The sequence below is a fragment of the Candidatus Solirubrobacter pratensis genome (assembly GCF_000425945.1).
Classification (GTDB): domain Bacteria; phylum Actinomycetota; class Thermoleophilia; order Solirubrobacterales; family Solirubrobacteraceae; genus Solirubrobacter; species Solirubrobacter pratensis.
In genome coordinates, this window is sequence record NZ_AUEK01000006.1 from 166,016 (window position 1) to 181,084 (window position 15,069).

Sequence of the window (15,069 nt, forward strand, 5' to 3'; positions counted from 1 at the left end):
CGCTAGCGAATGACGACGGCCAGGGTCTGCGACCTGCCGGGGTGCCCCGCGGCGTCGGCGGGCGTCACCACGGCGCGGTAGTGCCCACGCGACAACCGGTGCCCGCGGACCTTCTTGGGTAGCGTGATGGAGATCCGGCCGGCGCTCGGCACCGTGCGCACGAGCTTCGCCCTGGTCGAGTACTTCGTGCATCCGCGGCGCGTCTGCTTGCCGGTCACGCAGCGACCCTTCTTCAGATGGCCGGCGACGCGTTGCTGGAGCCGTAGCGTGATCGACCCTGCGCCCGACATCGTGAAGACGATCCGTCCGCGGGAGAGCTTCGGCTTCGACACGGTGGGCACGCCCGCCGCCGCCGCCGTCTTCGTCACGGCTCGCGCTGCGGGCGTCGTCCGCCGCGCCGGGGGTGCCGGTCGCGTCAGGGACATCGCGGGATGGCTCTGGAAGAACGCGTACATGGCTGCCGTCTCGTCGGGCCCCGACGGGTCGGAGTAGGGCTGCGACGGGTCGCCGCCGGACCAGGCGTGCTTCATGCCGCGCACGAGCCAATAATTCGCCAATTCAGCCTTGTGGTTGTCGTCGTAGGTGCGGACCGTGTAGAGGTGGCCTCCTGCCGCGAAGCCCGGGGTGGTCTTGACCGGCCTGCTCGGCACCGAGCCGTTCGCCGCTCCGTCATCGGCCAGGTCGTCGGTCAGAAGCCACTGCTGGACGAGTTGGTCGGCGTTGGTGGGCGGCACCGCGGTATCCGCATCGCCCTGGAACGCGATGAACGGGATCGGGCGGGCGCGAGGGCCCATCTCCGCGTAGGCCTGCCGGCCTGCCTGGGCGGGATCGGCGCTCTTGTAGCCCGCGCACGCAGCCGTGGCTGCGTACTCGCAGCCCGAGCCGACGCCGATCGCGGCGAAGTAGTCGGGGTAGGTCGCAGCCATGACCGAGGCCATCGCGCCTCCGGACGACAGTCCGGTCACGTAGACCCGATGGGGATCGACGTTGTACGTGTTCTCGATCAAGCTCGTCACTGCGGCGATTCGTGCGGGGTCGCCGGCGGAGCGGTGCATGCTCCCGTCCTGGAAGAAGTTCCAGCACTTGAACGTGTTCGCGCCGGCGTCCTGCTGCGGGAGGACCACGATGAAGCCCTTCGCCTCCGCCAGCGCGTCCCAGCGCGTCAGCAGGCGGAACTGGTCAGCGGTCATCGTGCACCCATGCAAGGCGACGACCAGCGGCATAGGCGTCCCCGCCTGGTACGTCGACGGAACGTACAGCTCGTAGTGCTGGGCTCCCTCAGAGCCGGAGTAGTCCGCCGACATGAGGGTTCCGGTCGCAGCCCTCGCGGATCCCGGCACAAGCGCGGCGGCCGCCGCCACGAGCATCGCCACCGTGACCCGGAGCCGTGCTCGTCGCCGATGGACGATGCCGTTCGGTCCCGGTCTCCGACCTTCGCACCGGAGCTCCGTGTTGCCGTCTTCCATTGCTCCCTCGTCTCCTCACATCGCATGACCATCCGCGGCCGCATATCGCGGCACGGCTCGTCCTCCGCAGTCGGTGCCCGCGCAGCAACGCACTCGGCGCCACACTGGCCAAGTCGCCTCCTACGGCTGACCCTCGGACCACTAGTTACCCGACCATGGACCACCCATCGATGGAACGAACCACGAACTTCTGCCGCGGCCGTCTGGGGAAGACGCAAACAGACGGTGCCGTCGACCAGGATGGTGGCGCCTTCCGGAGCGCGCTCACGCAGCTCCGGGGCCCGCGAGCGGGCTGGTCAAGCAGCGGTCGGTACGCGGTGCAGCAGGTATGCCACGCGGGTCGAGGTTGGCGTGCGAACAATCCCGATAGCTTCACCGCTTGCTCTCACATGCCCTCCGATCGAATGGTGATATGAGCGCACGACGCATCCTGCTCGCTGGCGCCGCTGCCGGAACCGCGGCGTTCGCTGGAGTGCCGGCGTTGGCGGCCGCGACCACCTCGAGGCCCGACCTTCGCATCACGTTCCTCGTCGATTCTCCATCCCAGCGCGCGGCGGCGCAGCAGTTCTCCACCGCAGTGTCCGTCTAGAACGCCGGCAAAGCGAAGGCGGCATCCGCCCGCACCACCTTCTACCTCACGAAAAGTCCTCAGAAATTCCCCCGGGCGGGTACTTCCTCCTGGCCTGCGCCGACGCCGGCGCGAAGGTTCGCGAAAGCAGCGAGCGAAACGATTGCATCGTGAGTGCCTGGTCGATGCGGGTCGTCCCGTCGAGCAGCTGATCGAACCCGCGGCCGGCACGCCGCGTCGTGCTTCGGCGGCTAGCCGTCAGGAGGACGTGCGGCTGACCACTCGCTTCGGGCGCTGCCATGGGGCGCTCTCGAGCGCGCGCTGCAGCGTGGCCCTGCCGTCGCCGATGGCGGGCCGGCCGTGTGTGACGAGGACGTGTCGATCGGACGGAGCCGTGTGTGCCGCGTACGACCGGCCCCGGCCGCGGTCAGGACTCCGGCCCGGGCTCGAGGGTGCCCTGCTCAGCCGTGCGGGCGCGCCGGCGTCGCCGCCGGCGGCGCACGGCGAGGCCGCCGAGCGCGAGCGCGGCCGCGCCCGCGCTCACCCAGGCTGGGGTCCGCGAGGGCGTTCCGATCCCTCCGGCGACGTCCGTGGTGAGATCCTTCGCGGTGGTCGTGACCCGTTCGGTGGTGCGCTTCGCGGCCTCGCCGGTCTTGCTGACCGTCTGACCGGCGGTCCGGGTGGCGGCCTTGCCGGTCTTCCTCACCGTTCCGGCGGTGCGGGTCGCGGCCTTGCCGGTCTTGCCGACGCTCTCTCCGGCCGTGCGGGTGGCGGCCGCGCCGGTCTTCTTCACCGTCTCCCCGGCGGTGCGGGTGGCGGCCTTGCCGGTCTTTCTCACCGTCTCCCCCGCGGCCGTGCCGCCACTCGTCACCGTCTCGCCGAGGCCCCGGGCAGATCGCTCGACCGCGGACAGCCCCAAGCGCGCCGCGGGCTTCCCCCCACGGCGAGGCGGCTCCCCGTCGCCTGTCTCGCGCTGCCTGGGTGGCTGCCGTCCGGGCTTTCCGGCCGGCCGGCGGACGCCGTTCTGCCGACGGTCCGAGGCCATGCCATTGGAGTACCCAGACCCGGGCCGATGTCACGCCCGGCTCGCGGGTCGGCGTCGCACCGATGACCGCGGGGTCCGAGTCTCTTCGTCATCGCCTTCGCGACGAGCGGCAACGAGGACAGGACCTGCGAGCCCGGCGATCACGTGACCCCGCCGACGAGCGCGCCGATCGCCGCGGTGACCGCCATCGCGATGGCACCCCACACGACGACCCGGACCGTCGCCGGAAGCCGCGGCGCGCCGCCGAGCCGGGCGCCGAGATCGCCCAGCGCGGTGAGCGCGGCGAGCGTCACGATCACGGTGACCGCCACACGCGCGGCCGCCGGAGCGATCGCCACGGCCAGCACCGGAAGCGCCGCGCCCGCGGAGAATGCCAGCGCCGACGCCTGTGCCGCCTGCAGCGGCCTCGCGCGCCGCGGCTCCTCGAGCCCGAGCTCGTCACGCGCGTGCGCCTCCAACGCGCCGTGGCGCGTGAGCGCGTCCGCGACCTCGCCCGCCAACTCCGCCGAGAGCCCGCGGCGCTGATAGATCCCCGTGAGCTCACGCAACTCCCCGGCGGGATCGTCGCGCAGCTCCCGCCGCTCGACCGCCAGGTCGGCCGTCTCGGCATCGCGTTGCGAGCTGACCGACACATACTCCCCCGCCGCCATCGACAGCGCTCCCGCGACCAGCCCCGCGACGCCCGCGGTGAGGATCGCCGCGCGCGAGGCGCCCGACGACGCGACCCCGAGCAGCAGGCTCGCCGTCGACACGATCCCGTCATTGGCGCCCAGCACCGCGGCCCGCAGCCAATTCGAACGTTGACTGAGATGAACTTCGCGATGAGCCGACGGCGCACGCACGAGGATCGCTTCAGTCAATCATGCGTCTTGAACGTGCGGCTTCCGCGGCTTGCCGGTCGCACACGTGACGCGGTCACGTCGCGCCGGAGGCGGCGGTCGCGCGCGGCTCGGGCCTGGCGCCCGCGAGCTTCGGCGCCGCCGGCGGCGTCGATAATCGACCGCCGAACCCGTGTTCCTCGTCGTCGATCTCACGCTCGCCTGCTGGGCCCTGCTCGAGGGATTCCTGCGCGTGCGCGACTTCGTGACCGGAAACGGCCGTAGCGACCGCGATCGCGCGACGCGGATCCTGATCGGCGTCGCGCTCGCCGCAATCGTCCGGCGCATCCACGTCGAGGAAGCCGAGCTGAACCATGTGCTCGGCGAGCGCTACCGCCGCTACCAGGCCCACACCAAGCGACTGATCCCGGGTCGGTGGTGACCTGGCACGCCCGGGAGCCGATCATGCCCGAGCCGATGGAGAGACCCGACGCTCACCCAGCGACGCGATTCGGGAGCACAGCAGGTCGATGAACCCGTCGCCGTCGACGTCGACCGCGACCTGCGAGTTCGGCTCCAGCCCCGTCCGGCGCCAGCGATCGACGACCGTGCGACCGCGGCAGAGGCCGAGCGAGGTGTCGACCTCCGCGTGCAGCGGCTCCAGGTGCAGCAGCGCCGGCCGGATCAGCGACGCGACGGCGAGCGCGTCGTGGACCGGCGTCGCGGCATCCCCGTAGATCGTCGCGTGGAAGCGGCTGTAGAACGCGTGCAGGTCGGCCACGAACGCGCCGGCGCGGCCGCTCGCCCGCAGGCCCTCGGCGCGCTGCGGCGTCAGGCGCGCGCGGTGGGTGACGTCGAGCCCGACCATCGCGACGTCGATGCCCGAGCTGAAGACGCGCTGCGCGGCCTCGGCGTCGCACCAGATGTTGAACTCGGCGGCCGGCGTCACGTTGCCCTCGGCGATCGCGCCGCCCATCAGCACGATGCGCTCGATCCGGTCCGCCGCCCACGGATGCAGCGCGAGCAGCAGCGCGACGTTGGTGAGCGGGCCGACGGCCACCAGCGTCAAGGGGCGCTCGCGCAGCAGCCGCGCCATCAGCTCGACCGCATGGACGGGCTCGGGCTCGCGCGACGGCGGGAGCAGCTCAGGCCCGTCGAGGCCCGTCTCGCCGTGGACCTCGGACGCCACCCGCGCCGGGTGCACGAGCGGGCGGTCGGCCCCGGCCGCGACCGGGATCGCGTCGGCCCCCGCGATGTCGAGGACGCGGACCGCGTTCGCGGTCACCTTCTCGATGGTCTGGTTGCCGGCCACCGTGGTCACGGCGGCGAGCTCGAGCTCCGGGCTGGCGAGCGCCAGCAGGAGCGCCATCGCGTCGTCGTGGCCAGGGTCGCAGTCGATGATCACAGGCGTCGGCATCGGCGCATCTTCGCGCGCGCGGGCGTGTTGGAGTCCCGACATGCTTCTCGCCGCCCTGCTCGCCGCCGCCGTCGCCACGACGGGCGGCGCCGACTCCATCACCACGTCCACCGCGACGCTCACCGGCACCGTGAACCCGGGCGGCGTCCAGACGGCCTACCACTTCGAGTACGGCACCAGCGCCTCCTACGGGCTCGCGACGGCCGACAGCGACGCGGGCGCGGGCAGCTCGGCGGTCTCCATCAGCGCCGGGCTCGGCGGGCTGACACCGGACACCACCTATCACTACCGGCTCGTCGCGACCAACGCCGGCGGCGGCTCGCAGGGCGCCGACCGCACCTTCCGCACCGCCGCGGCCGCGCGGGCGCCCTCGGTCAGCTCGGTCTCGGCGGCGGGCGTCGGGCCTGCGGGCGCGACACTGCGCGCGAACGTCACGCCGAACGGCCTCGCGACGACCGTGCGCTTCGAGTACGGCGCATCGACCTCCTACGGCGCGAGCACCGCCGAGCAGCCCCTCGGCGCCGGGACCGCGCGCCTCGCGGCGAGCGCGCCCATCGCCGGGCTGAAGCCGAACACGCGCTACCACTACCGCGCCGTCGCCACCAACGCCGCCGGCGTCACCCGCGGTGGCGACCGCACGTTCACCACCTCGCGCACGCCGACCGCGGTGGCGCTGACCCCTTCGACGACGCGCCCCGTCTGGGGCAGCGGAGTCACGATCGCCGGCAAGGTCAGCGGCCAGGGCTCGATCCCCGTCGCGCTCGAGCGCCAGGACTTCCCGTTCAGCGCCGGCTACCGCCAGGCGGCCACGGCGACGGCGAACCGCTCCGGCAGCTTCACCCTGACCGTCCCGGCGCTCTACTCCACGACGCGCCTGCGCGTCGTCACCCGCACCGCGATCCCGGTCACCAGCCCGGTCGTGACCGCCTCGGTGGCGGTCAAGGTCGGCCTGCGCAGCCGGCGCCTGAGCGGCAAGCGGGTGCGGCTGACGGGCGCGACGTGGCCCGCAGTGCCGTCCGGCCGCGTCTCGCTGCAGCGGCAGACGAGCAGCGGACGCTGGCTGCTGGTCAAACGCGCCAAGCCGACCGCGCTGTCCAACAACCGCTCTCGCTACCGCTTCACGGTCTCACGCCGCTCGCGCGCGCTCAGCTACCGCGTCGTGGTCGTCGCGCACGACGCAGGCGCGCACGTGCCGGGCACGAGCCGCACGGTCCGCGTGCCGCGCAGATAAACGCCTCTGAGGGATTCATCTTGTCGCGCGGCTGAGGGTCTTGCCGGCGTGGAGCTCGTGGTCGAGCGCGCGCATGAGCGTCGACCGGTCGGCGCCGTCGAGCGGGTAGACGGCGTGCGAGACGGTGATCGAGATCGGCATCTCGCCGTGTGCCGGCGCGACGCGCCGGGCAGCGTCGCGCAGCGCATCCGCGAGCCGGAAGGCGGCGTCGCGCCCGGCGCCGGGCGCGACGAGCGCCAGCTCGTCGCCGCCGATGCGGGCCAGGCAGTCCCCGGAGCGGACCTCGGCGGACGCGTGCGCCGCGAGCTCGCGCAGCACGCGGTCGCCGGTCGTGTGGCCGAAGCGGTCGTTGATCTGCTTGAACGCGTCGACGTCGATCAACAGCAGCGCGAAGCGGATCAGCTCGCCGCCCAGCGCGTGCTCGAGCGCGGCGTCGAACGCGCGCCGGTTGGCGAGTCCGGTCAGCGGGTCCTGGTGCGCCATCGTGCGCTGGTGGCGCTCGGCCTCGACCAGGCGGCGCTTGAGGAACTGGATCGTCAGCGTGAGCCCGGCGTACGCGACGGCGTAGCCGAACGTGCGCTGGACGAGCAGATGGGCGTCGTCATAGAGCAGCGGCGAGGCGTAGGTCGCCACCTCGAGCGCGGCGAGCGGCCACGCGTAGCGCGGCGGGAAGAAGTACGCGACGTAGAGCATCGGCAGCACGAGCACCGGGCCCATGAACGCGTCGGCGCCGCCGGTCAGCCACAGGCTCGCGGCCACGAGCGGCTGCAGCGCCGTCACGGCGACGGCATGGCCGGCGAGCGTGACGCGCTCCCACGGAATCGTGCCGCTGATGCATGCGGCGCCGTAGGCGACGGTGAGGGCGAACAGGGCCCAGAACCAGGCCGCGTGCGCGTGCGGCGAGGTGGGCAGCAGCCAGCCCGCGGCGGCCGTGGCGGCGCCCGCCAGCCACAGGAGCCCGGAGACCGGGCCCATCAGGCGTCGCTCGTCGGCGGGAAACATCGATCCGGTAGATCGACTCCACCCGCGCCACCTTGATCTCAGAGAACGATGTTTCGCACCGCCTGCCCGCGCCTCAGACGGGCGGCGGAATCCGACGTCCTGAGAACGAAATTTCGCCCTCCCGTCGTCTTCCGCTTCGCACCGCCGGCCCGCGCCTCAGACGGGCGGCGGAATCCGACGTCCGGGCGACGTTACTCGGGCACCAGCCACACGACCCCAAGCGGCGGCAGCGTGACCTCGGCCGAGAACGGCTGGCCGTGCCAGGCGATCCCCTCGGCGTCGATGCCGCCGAGGTTGCCCTGGTCGGAGCCGCCGTAGTAGCCCGAGTCGGTGTTCAGCGCCTCGCGCCAGCGGCCGGAGCGCGGGAGTCCGAGGCGGTAGCCGTGGCGCGGCACCGGCGAGAGGTTCGCGGCAAAGACGATCACGCGCTCGGAGTCCTTCGTGCGGCGCGCGAACGCGACCACGTTGTCGTCGGCCGCGTTGGCCTCGATCCACCAGAAGCCCGTGCCGTCGTAGTCCATCTCCCACAGCGCCGGCTCGGCCTTGTAGGCGCGGTTGAGGTCGCGCACGAGCGACTGGATGCCCGCGTGCTCGGGCTGCTCGAGCAGGTGCCAGTCGAGCGAGCGCTCATGGCTCCACTCCGCCTCCTGCGCGAACTCCTGCCCCATGAACAGCAGCTTCTTGCCGGGATGCGCCCACATGTACGCGTACAGCGCGCGCAGGTTGGCGAGCTTCTGCCAGCGGTCGCCCGGCATCTTGTTCAGCAGCGAGCCCTTGCCGTGCACGACCTCGTCGTGCGACAGCGGCAGGATGAAGTTCTCGGTGAACGCGTAGACGAGGCTGAACGTCAGCTCGTGGTGGTGCCAGCGCCGGTACACCGGATCCTGCTTGAAGTACTCGAGCGTGTCGTGCATCCAGCCCATGTTCCACTTGAAGCCGAAGCCGAGGCCGCCGAGGTAGGTCGGCCGCGAGACGCCCGGCCACGCCGTCGACTCTTCCGCCGCCGAGACGATGCCCGGCTCGCGCCCGTGCGCGACCTCGTTGAACTCCTTCAGGAACTCGACCGCCTCGAGGTCCTCGTTGCCGCCGTACCGGTTCGGCACCCACTCGCCCTCCTCGCGCGAGTAGTCGAGGTAGAGCATCGACGCGACGGCGTCGACGCGGATGCCGTCCGCGTGGTACTCGCGCAGCCAGAACAGCGCGTTGGCTACGAGGAAGTTGCGCACCTCGTGGCGCCCGAAGTTGAACACCAGGGTGCCCCAGTCCGGATGCGCGCCGCGGCGCGGGTCGGCGTGCTCGTACAGCGCCGTGCCGTCGAAGCGGGCGAGCGCGAAGTCGTCGCGCGGGAAGTGCGCCGGCACCCAGTCGAGGATCACGCCGAGGCCGTTGGCGTGCAGCCGGTCGACGAACGCCTTGAAGTCGTCCGGCGACCCGAAGCGCGGCGTGGGCGCGAAGTAGCCGGTGACCTGGTACCCCCACGAGCCCGTGAACGGATGCGCCATCACCGGCAGCAGCTCGATGTGCGTGAAGCCCATGTCGAGCGCGTACGCCGACAGCTCGTCGGCCAGCTCGAGGTAGGTCAGCGAGCGGTTGCCCTCCAGCGGGTTCAGCCGCCACGAGCCGAGGTGGACCTCATAGATCGCCATCGGGCCGTCGAGCGCCGTGCTCTTGCGCCGCTCCTCCAGCCACTCCTCGTCGGCCCACTCGTAGCGCGAGTCGTGCACGACCGAGGCGGTCTTGGGCGGCACCTCGGTCGCGAACGCGACGGGGTCGGCCTTCAGGCGCACCTCCCCGTCGGGCGCGATGATCTCGTACTTGTAGACCGCGCCGTGCCCGACGCCCGGGAGGAACAGCTCCCAGATGCCGGAGGAGCCGAGCGACCGCATCGGGTGAATCCGCCCGTCCCAGAAGTTGAAGTCGCCGACCACGGAGACCGCTCGGGCGGACGGCGCCCAGACGGCGAACGACGTACCCGTGACGCCGTCGATCTCGCGCACGTGCGCGCCGAGCCGCTGCCACAGCTCCTCGTGGCGGCCCTCCCCGAGCAGGTACACGTCGAGCTCGCCGACGGTCGGGAGGAAGCGGTACGGATCGTCGATGGTGACGGTGCCGGACTCGCCGTAGTCGACCTCGAGCCGGTAGTCGAGCGGCAGCTTCGCGCCGTCGATCCGGCCCTCGAAGACGCCGCCGGGGTGGACCTGCTCGAGCTCGGCGCGCTCGCCGCCGGCTGAGACGGTCACGTGCGCGGCGGCCGGGTGGAAGGCGCGCACCACGACGGAGCCGTTCTCGGGATGCGCGCCCAGGTAGGCGTGGGGGTCGGCGTGCTGCCGGGAAAGGAGACGGTCTGCGTCGCTCATGGTTCGCGTGGTGCCTTCCCTCTCGGCGCTTGTCCCAAGCCCCTTTTGCCGTCGTGCTTCAGCGTCACCGTCCTGGAAGGCCGCCGGCGGCGCCCACGGTGAGCGTAACGCGGCGGCGAGATCGTCGCCGCGCTCGATCAGTCGGACTCGAGCAGGCGGGCGATCCCGGCGACCGGGATCGACACCCAGTCGGGCCGGTTGTTGAGCTCGTAGCGCAGCTCGTAGACCGCCTTCTCCAGCTCGAACACCGCGAGCAGCTGGTCGATCGCCTGCTGGCCGGGCGGGAGCAGGCTGCGATCCACCGACTCGTGATAGCCGTCGAGGAAGCGCCCGCGAGCGCGCTCCTCCCAGTCCGCCGGCGGCTCGTGCCCGCGCAGCAGGCGCGAGCCGGCCGTGGCGTAGGAGAACGAGCGCAGCATCCCGGCGACGTCGCGCAGCGGCGAGCGCTTCAGTCGCCGCTCGGGCAGCGGCCGGGCCGGCTCGCCCTCGAAGTCGAGGATCACCCAGCCGCGGTCGGACAGCATCGTCTGGCCGAGGTGCAGATCGCCGTGGGTCCGGATCACGCGCCCGCCGACGCCGACGTTGGAGAGCGCCGCGAGCCGCTCGCGCACGTCCTGCCCGCGGCCCGCGATCGGGGCGACGGCCTCCGTCTCCGGCAGGTCGAGGAAGACGCGCTCGATCTGCTCGTCGACGTCCGCGGTGAGGATCGAGAGCGCCTCGGCGGACGGCTCGTCCGGCGAGAACGCCGGGTTGCTCGCGTCCGAGGCGAGCGCGCTGTGCAACTCGCCCACGACGTGGCCGAGCGCCTGTAGGCGGTCGAGCAGCCCATCGGGGTCGCTCTGAAGCTCGTCCAGCGCGAGCTCCCAGCCGTCGTGCGCGCCGGCCAGGTACTCCTGCAGGATGCCGAGCGTCGCGTCGATCAGGCGGCCTTCGACCTCGTACCAGCCGGCCAGCGGCGCGATGTGCGGGAAGCCGCGCGCCGACAGGAAGCGCAGAAGCTCGAGCTCGGGGTTCACGCCCGGCTCGACGCGCCGGAACGCCTTCAGGATCAGATCCTCGCCGAACACGATCGAGGAGTTGGACTGCTCGACCCCGACCGGCCGCACGTCGACCGTCCCGCCGAGGCCCGCGCCGGCCGACTCGGCCCAGCGGAAGATGAACTCGTCCTGGCCGGACTGGAGCTCGGTGTTCGCGCGCATCCGGTGAAGCAGCTCGCGCCCGGCCGCGGGATCGGAGAGCGCGTCGTAGACGACCCAGCCCTCGGCCTCGGTGATGACGCGTTCGCCCCAGCCGTCGTCGGCGGGGCGCACGCCGAGCGGGACCTGGTAGGTCTCGTGCGTCCCTGCGGGGAAGCGCGCCTCGACCAGGCACAGCACCAGCAGCGGCGACTCCGTCCGCAGCGGCACCGCGTCGACGATGTCGATGTGGGCGACCTCGCGCGTCTTGGAGGCGAACCAGCGCTGCTCGACGATCCAGGCGTTGAGCGCCTGCTCGTCGACGAAGCTGAGGTCGCCGGCCGCGACCATGGCCTGTACGTCGGTCATTCCGACTCGTCCTTCACGAGCTGGAACCAGTAGAAGCCGCGCGGCGCCAGCGTCAGCAGGTACGGGAGCTCCCCGATGCGTGGGAAGCGCGAGCGGCCGAAGACCTCGATCGGCGAGTAGCCCTCGTACTCGGACAGGTCGAGCTCGACCGCCTGCGCAGAGCGCGCGAGGTTGTGCACGCACAGCATCACGTCGCCCTCATAGGTCCGCACGTGGGCGAAGATCCGCGGGTTCGACGGCTCCAGCGGGTCGTACGTGCCGAGCCCGAACACGGGGTGCTCCTTGCGCAGCGAGACGAAGCGCCGCAGCCAGCGCAGCAGCGAGTACGGCGTGCGCATCTGCGCCTCGACGTTGACGGCCTGGAAGCCGTAGACCGGATCCATCAGCGGGGGCGCGTAGAGCTGCGCGAAGTCGGCGCGGCTGAAGCCGCCGTTGCGGTCGCCGGTCCACTGCATCGGCGTGCGCACGCCGTCGCGGTCGCCGAGGTAGACGTTGTCGCCCATCATGATCTCGTCGCCGTAGTACAGGACCGGCGAGCCCGGCAGGCTGAAGAGGATCGCATGCATCAGCTCGATCTCGTCGCGCCCGGCGTCGAGCAGCGGAGCGAGCCGCCGGCGGATGCCCACGTTGATCTTCATCCGCGGGTCCTTGGCGTACTCGGTGTACATGTAGTCCCGCTCCTCGTCGGTCACCATCTCGAGCGTCAGCTCGTCGTGGTTGCGCAGGAACAGGCCCCACTGGCAGTTGTCCGGGATGTCGGGCGTCTGGGCCAGGATCTCGTAGATCGGATTCGCCTCCTCGCGCCTGACCGCCATGAACATGCGCGGCATGACCGGGAAGTGGAACGCCATGTGGCACTCGTCGCCGTCGCCGAAGTACTCGACGACGTCGGCCGGCCACTGGTTGGCCTCGGCCAGCAGGACGCGGTCGGGGTAGTTGGCGTCGATCTCCGCGCGCACGCGCTTGAGGTAGGCGTGCGTCTCCGGGAGGTTCTCGCCGCTGGTCCCCTCGCGCTCGTACAGATAGGGGACGGCGTCGAGCCGGAACCCGTCCATCCCGAGGTCCAGCCAGAAGCGCAGGACCTCGAGCATCGCCTCCTGGACCTCGGGGTTGTCGTAGTTGAGGTCCGGCTGGTGGGAGAAGAAGCGATGCCAGTAATAGCCCTGTGCATCGTCGTCCCAGGTCCAGTTCGACGTCTCGGTGTCGGTGAAGATGATCCGCGCGTCCTCGTAGCGGTGGACGGTGTCGGACCACACGTACCAGTCGCGCTTGGGGTTGTCCGGGCTCGAGCGCGACTCCTGGAACCACGGGTGGTCGCTCGACGTATGGTTCATCACGAGGTCGGCGATCACGCGGATGCCGCGCTGGTGCGCCGCCTCGATGAAGTCGCGCACGTCGTCGACGTTGCCGTAGTCGGGCTGGATCTGGAAGAAGTCCGAGATGTCATAGCCGCCGTCGCGCAGCGGCGACTTGAAGAACGGCAGCAGCCAGATGCAGTCGACGCCGAGCCACTGCAGGTAGTCGAGCTTCTCCGTCAGCCCGCGGAAGTCGCCCGAGCCGTCGCCGTTGGCGTCGAAGAACGCCCGCGTGTGGATCTCGTAGAAGACCGCGGTCTTGAACCACAGCGGCTGGGCCTCGAACCAGTGGCCCGGGTCGTTGCGCGTGCCCGCGGCCATCAGAGGACCTTGAGCAGGTGGATCTTGTTCCAGGTGGGATCGAGGCGGACGTAGTTGCCTCCGATCCGCCAGTCGAAGTGCTCCCCCGTGAACTGGTCCTCGACGGTGAACACGGGCGGGAGCCCGAGCTGCGCGGGGATCACGACGAGGCCCTCCTGGGGGTTGTGCGGGTCGACGTTGGCAACGACGATGATCGTATTGCCGGGCTCCTGCTTGGCATACACGAGCAGGTTGTCGTTCTGGGCGTCCAGGAAGCGGACGTTGGAGAGGCGCTGCAGCGCCGGGTTCTCGCGCCGGATGTCGTTGAGGCGGCGGATCATCGGCAGCAGCGGCCCGTCGAGGCGGCGTTCGCGGATCTCGTACTTCTCCGAGTTCAGGTACTCCTCCGAGCCCTCGCGCACCGGCACGTTCTCGAAGTTCTCGTAGCCCGAGTAGATCCCGTAGCTGGGGCTGAGCGTCGCGGCCAGCACGAGCCGCGTGACGAACGCGGGCTCGCCGCCGTGCACGAGGTAGGCGTGCAGGATGTCCGGCGTCACGGGGAAGAAGTTGGGGCGGAAGTACTCCTTCTCCTCGCTGGTGGCGAGCTCACTCACGTACTCGGTCAGCTCCCAGCGCGAGTTCTTCCACGTGAAGTAGGTGTAGGACTGCGTGAAGCCGAGCTTGGCGAGCTCCTGCATCACCGCGCGCTTGGTGAAGGCCTCGGCGAGGAACACGACGTCGCGGTCGACCTGGTGGACCTCCTTGATCAGCCACTCCCAGAACGCGAACGGCTTCGTATGCGGGTTGTCCACGCGGAAGAACTTCACGCCGGCGCCGACCCAGTGCAGGACGATGCCCAGCCACGCCTGCCAGAGCGACTCCCACGCCTCGGTGTCCCAGTTGAAGTTGTAGATGTCCTGGTAGCGCTTGGGCGGGTTCTCCGCGTACTTGAGCGTGCCGTCGGGGCGCTGCTGGAACCACTCGGGGTGCTCGGTCAGCCACGGGTGGTCGGCGGACGCGTTGAGCGCGAGGTCGAAGCAGACGTCCATGCCGTGGCGGTGGGCGGTGGCGCACAGGTCCACGACGTCCTGCTGGGTGCCGAGCTCGGGATGCACGGCGTCGTGGCCGCCCTCCTCGGCGCCGATCGCGTACGGGCTGCCGGGATCGTCGGGCCTGGCCACGAGGCTGTTGTTGCGGCCCTTGCGCTTGTTGCGGCCGATCGGATGGATCGGCAGCAGGTAGAGGACGTCGAAGCCCAGGCCGGCGATGTCGGGCACGAGCGCCTCGACGGCCTTCAGGCCGCCCCACGAGCGTGGGAACAGCTCGTACCAGGCGCCGAAGCGGGCCTTGACGCGGTCGACCTCCAGCGGGATCGGCTTCTCCAGCGTGGTCGCTCCGCGGCGCGGCTGCGCCTGCTCCATGGCGGAAAACAGCTCGGGGCCGAGCGCGGCGTCGTACTTGGCCTGGAGCGATGACCCTGGGTCCTTGAGCACGGCGTGCGCGTGCAGGATCGACGTGCGGGCGTCGCCCTTGCACTTCTCGAGTGCGCGCTCGAGCAGGACGACGCCCTCCGACAGCTCGCCCGAGAGGTCCTCGCCGAGATCGGCCTCGACCTTGCGCCGGAGCTCGTCGTGCCAGGTGGCGAAGACGTCGGTCCAGGCCTCGATCGTGAACTGCCAGCTGCCCGGCGTCTCGACGGCGAAGCTGCCGCCCCAGCGGACGCCGTTGATGTGCGGGTCGAGATGGGTCATCTGCGCCTCGAGCCAGCGGCGGCCGCCGGGCGCTTTGTACTTCGCGACGGCGCGCAGCTTCTCGTGGCCGTCGCGGAAGATGTCGGCTTCGACGGCGACGGTGTCGCCTACGGTGCGTTTGGCCGCGTACCGGCCGCCGTCGATGACGGGGACCGGATGCGCGATCCTGATGCGCCGTGGAGGTTCGTTGCGCTTGGCGGCGGGCATCCCGCCGT

Annotated in this window: 11 protein-coding genes; 2 read left to right on the forward strand and 9 right to left on the reverse strand. The window is 71.1% G+C overall.

The window, feature by feature from the left end:
- Positions 1 to 2: 2 nt before the first annotated feature.
- From H958_RS34995 to H958_RS0104595, 3 genes are all read right to left on the reverse strand, one after another.
- Entirely contained in the window at positions 3 to 1,304 is a 1,302-nt protein-coding gene (locus tag H958_RS34995) for an extracellular catalytic domain type 1 short-chain-length polyhydroxyalkanoate depolymerase (protein ID WP_196807207.1), read from the reverse strand.
- Between the two features lie 1,157 nt (positions 1,305 to 2,461).
- The gene (locus tag H958_RS45875) at positions 2,462 to 2,872 is read right to left on the reverse strand and encodes a hypothetical protein (protein ID WP_156027682.1); all 411 of its coding nucleotides are present in this window, start codon (positions 2,870 to 2,872) and stop codon (positions 2,462 to 2,464) included.
- Positions 2,873 to 3,219: 347 nt separating this feature from the next.
- Positions 3,220 to 3,921 (reverse strand): VIT1/CCC1 transporter family protein, encoded by a 702-nt coding sequence (locus tag H958_RS0104595; protein WP_037409271.1) that lies wholly within the window; start codon positions 3,919 to 3,921, stop codon positions 3,220 to 3,222.
- Positions 3,922 to 4,090: 169 nt separating this feature from the next.
- Between H958_RS0104595 and H958_RS0104600 the strand changes: the two genes are divergently transcribed.
- Complete coding sequence (locus H958_RS0104600; protein WP_028057794.1) at positions 4,091 to 4,339, forward strand: hypothetical protein; 249 nt, start codon at positions 4,091 to 4,093, stop codon at positions 4,337 to 4,339.
- A 21-nt stretch (positions 4,340 to 4,360) separates the two neighbouring features.
- Here H958_RS0104600 and H958_RS0104605 read toward each other — a convergent pair whose 3' ends face one another.
- The gene (locus H958_RS0104605) at positions 4,361 to 5,314 is read right to left on the reverse strand and encodes a nucleoside hydrolase (RefSeq protein ID WP_028057795.1); all 954 of its coding nucleotides are present in this window, start codon (positions 5,312 to 5,314) and stop codon (positions 4,361 to 4,363) included.
- Positions 5,315 to 5,354: 40 nt separating this feature from the next.
- Between H958_RS0104605 and H958_RS0104610 the strand changes: the two genes are divergently transcribed.
- Complete coding sequence (locus H958_RS0104610; RefSeq protein ID WP_028057796.1) at positions 5,355 to 6,545, forward strand: hypothetical protein; 1,191 nt, start codon at positions 5,355 to 5,357, stop codon at positions 6,543 to 6,545.
- Positions 6,546 to 6,560: 15 nt separating this feature from the next.
- Here H958_RS0104610 and H958_RS42745 read toward each other — a convergent pair whose 3' ends face one another.
- The 5 genes from H958_RS42745 to H958_RS0104635 all read right to left on the reverse strand — a co-directional run bounded on the left by H958_RS42745 (position 6,561) and on the right by H958_RS0104635 (position 15,061).
- The gene (locus H958_RS42745; protein WP_196807209.1) at positions 6,561 to 7,520 is read right to left on the reverse strand and encodes a GGDEF domain-containing protein; all 960 of its coding nucleotides are present in this window, start codon (positions 7,518 to 7,520) and stop codon (positions 6,561 to 6,563) included.
- A 218-nt stretch (positions 7,521 to 7,738) separates the two neighbouring features.
- Entirely contained in the window at positions 7,739 to 9,904 is a 2,166-nt protein-coding gene (glgB, locus tag H958_RS0104620; protein WP_028057797.1) for a 1,4-alpha-glucan branching protein GlgB, read from the reverse strand.
- A gap of 137 nt (positions 9,905 to 10,041) precedes the next feature.
- A complete protein-coding gene (locus H958_RS35005; protein ID WP_156027683.1) occupies positions 10,042 to 11,448 on the reverse strand; it encodes a maltokinase N-terminal cap-like domain-containing protein in 1,407 nt (468 codons plus the stop codon).
- Entirely contained in the window at positions 11,445 to 13,124 is a 1,680-nt protein-coding gene (gene treS / locus H958_RS35010; RefSeq protein ID WP_051323824.1) for a maltose alpha-D-glucosyltransferase, read from the reverse strand. Before treS ends, H958_RS35005 begins: the two co-directional genes overlap by 4 nt.
- Complete coding sequence (locus H958_RS0104635) at positions 13,124 to 15,061, reverse strand: alpha-1,4-glucan--maltose-1-phosphate maltosyltransferase (RefSeq protein ID WP_028057798.1); 1,938 nt, start codon at positions 15,059 to 15,061, stop codon at positions 13,124 to 13,126. The genes treS and H958_RS0104635 overlap by 1 nt, the downstream gene beginning before the upstream one ends.
- Between the last annotated feature and the right edge of the window lie 8 nt (positions 15,062 to 15,069).

Bases quoted from the DNA above. Each gene is read 5' to 3' on its own strand.
- H958_RS34995 (WP_196807207.1), bottom strand. From the start codon at position 1,304: ATGTCGGCGGACTACTCCGGCTCTGAGGGAGCCCAGCACTACGAGCTG.
- H958_RS0104605 (WP_028057795.1), bottom strand. From the start codon at position 5,314: ATGCCGACGCCTGTGATCATCGACTGCGACCCTGGCCACGACGACGCG.
- H958_RS0104610 (WP_028057796.1), top strand. From the start codon at position 5,355: ATGCTTCTCGCCGCCCTGCTCGCCGCCGCCGTCGCCACGACGGGCGGC.
- H958_RS42745 (WP_196807209.1), bottom strand. From the start codon at position 7,520: ATGGGCCCGGTCTCCGGGCTCCTGTGGCTGGCGGGCGCCGCCACGGCC.
- glgB (WP_028057797.1), bottom strand. From the start codon at position 9,904: ATGAGCGACGCAGACCGTCTCCTTTCCCGGCAGCACGCCGACCCCCAC.
- H958_RS35005 (WP_156027683.1), bottom strand. From the start codon at position 11,448: ATGACCGACGTACAGGCCATGGTCGCGGCCGGCGACCTCAGCTTCGTC.
- treS (WP_051323824.1), bottom strand. From the start codon at position 13,124: ATGGCCGCGGGCACGCGCAACGACCCGGGCCACTGGTTCGAGGCCCAG.
- H958_RS0104635 (WP_028057798.1), bottom strand. From the start codon at position 15,061: ATGCCCGCCGCCAAGCGCAACGAACCTCCACGGCGCATCAGGATCGCG.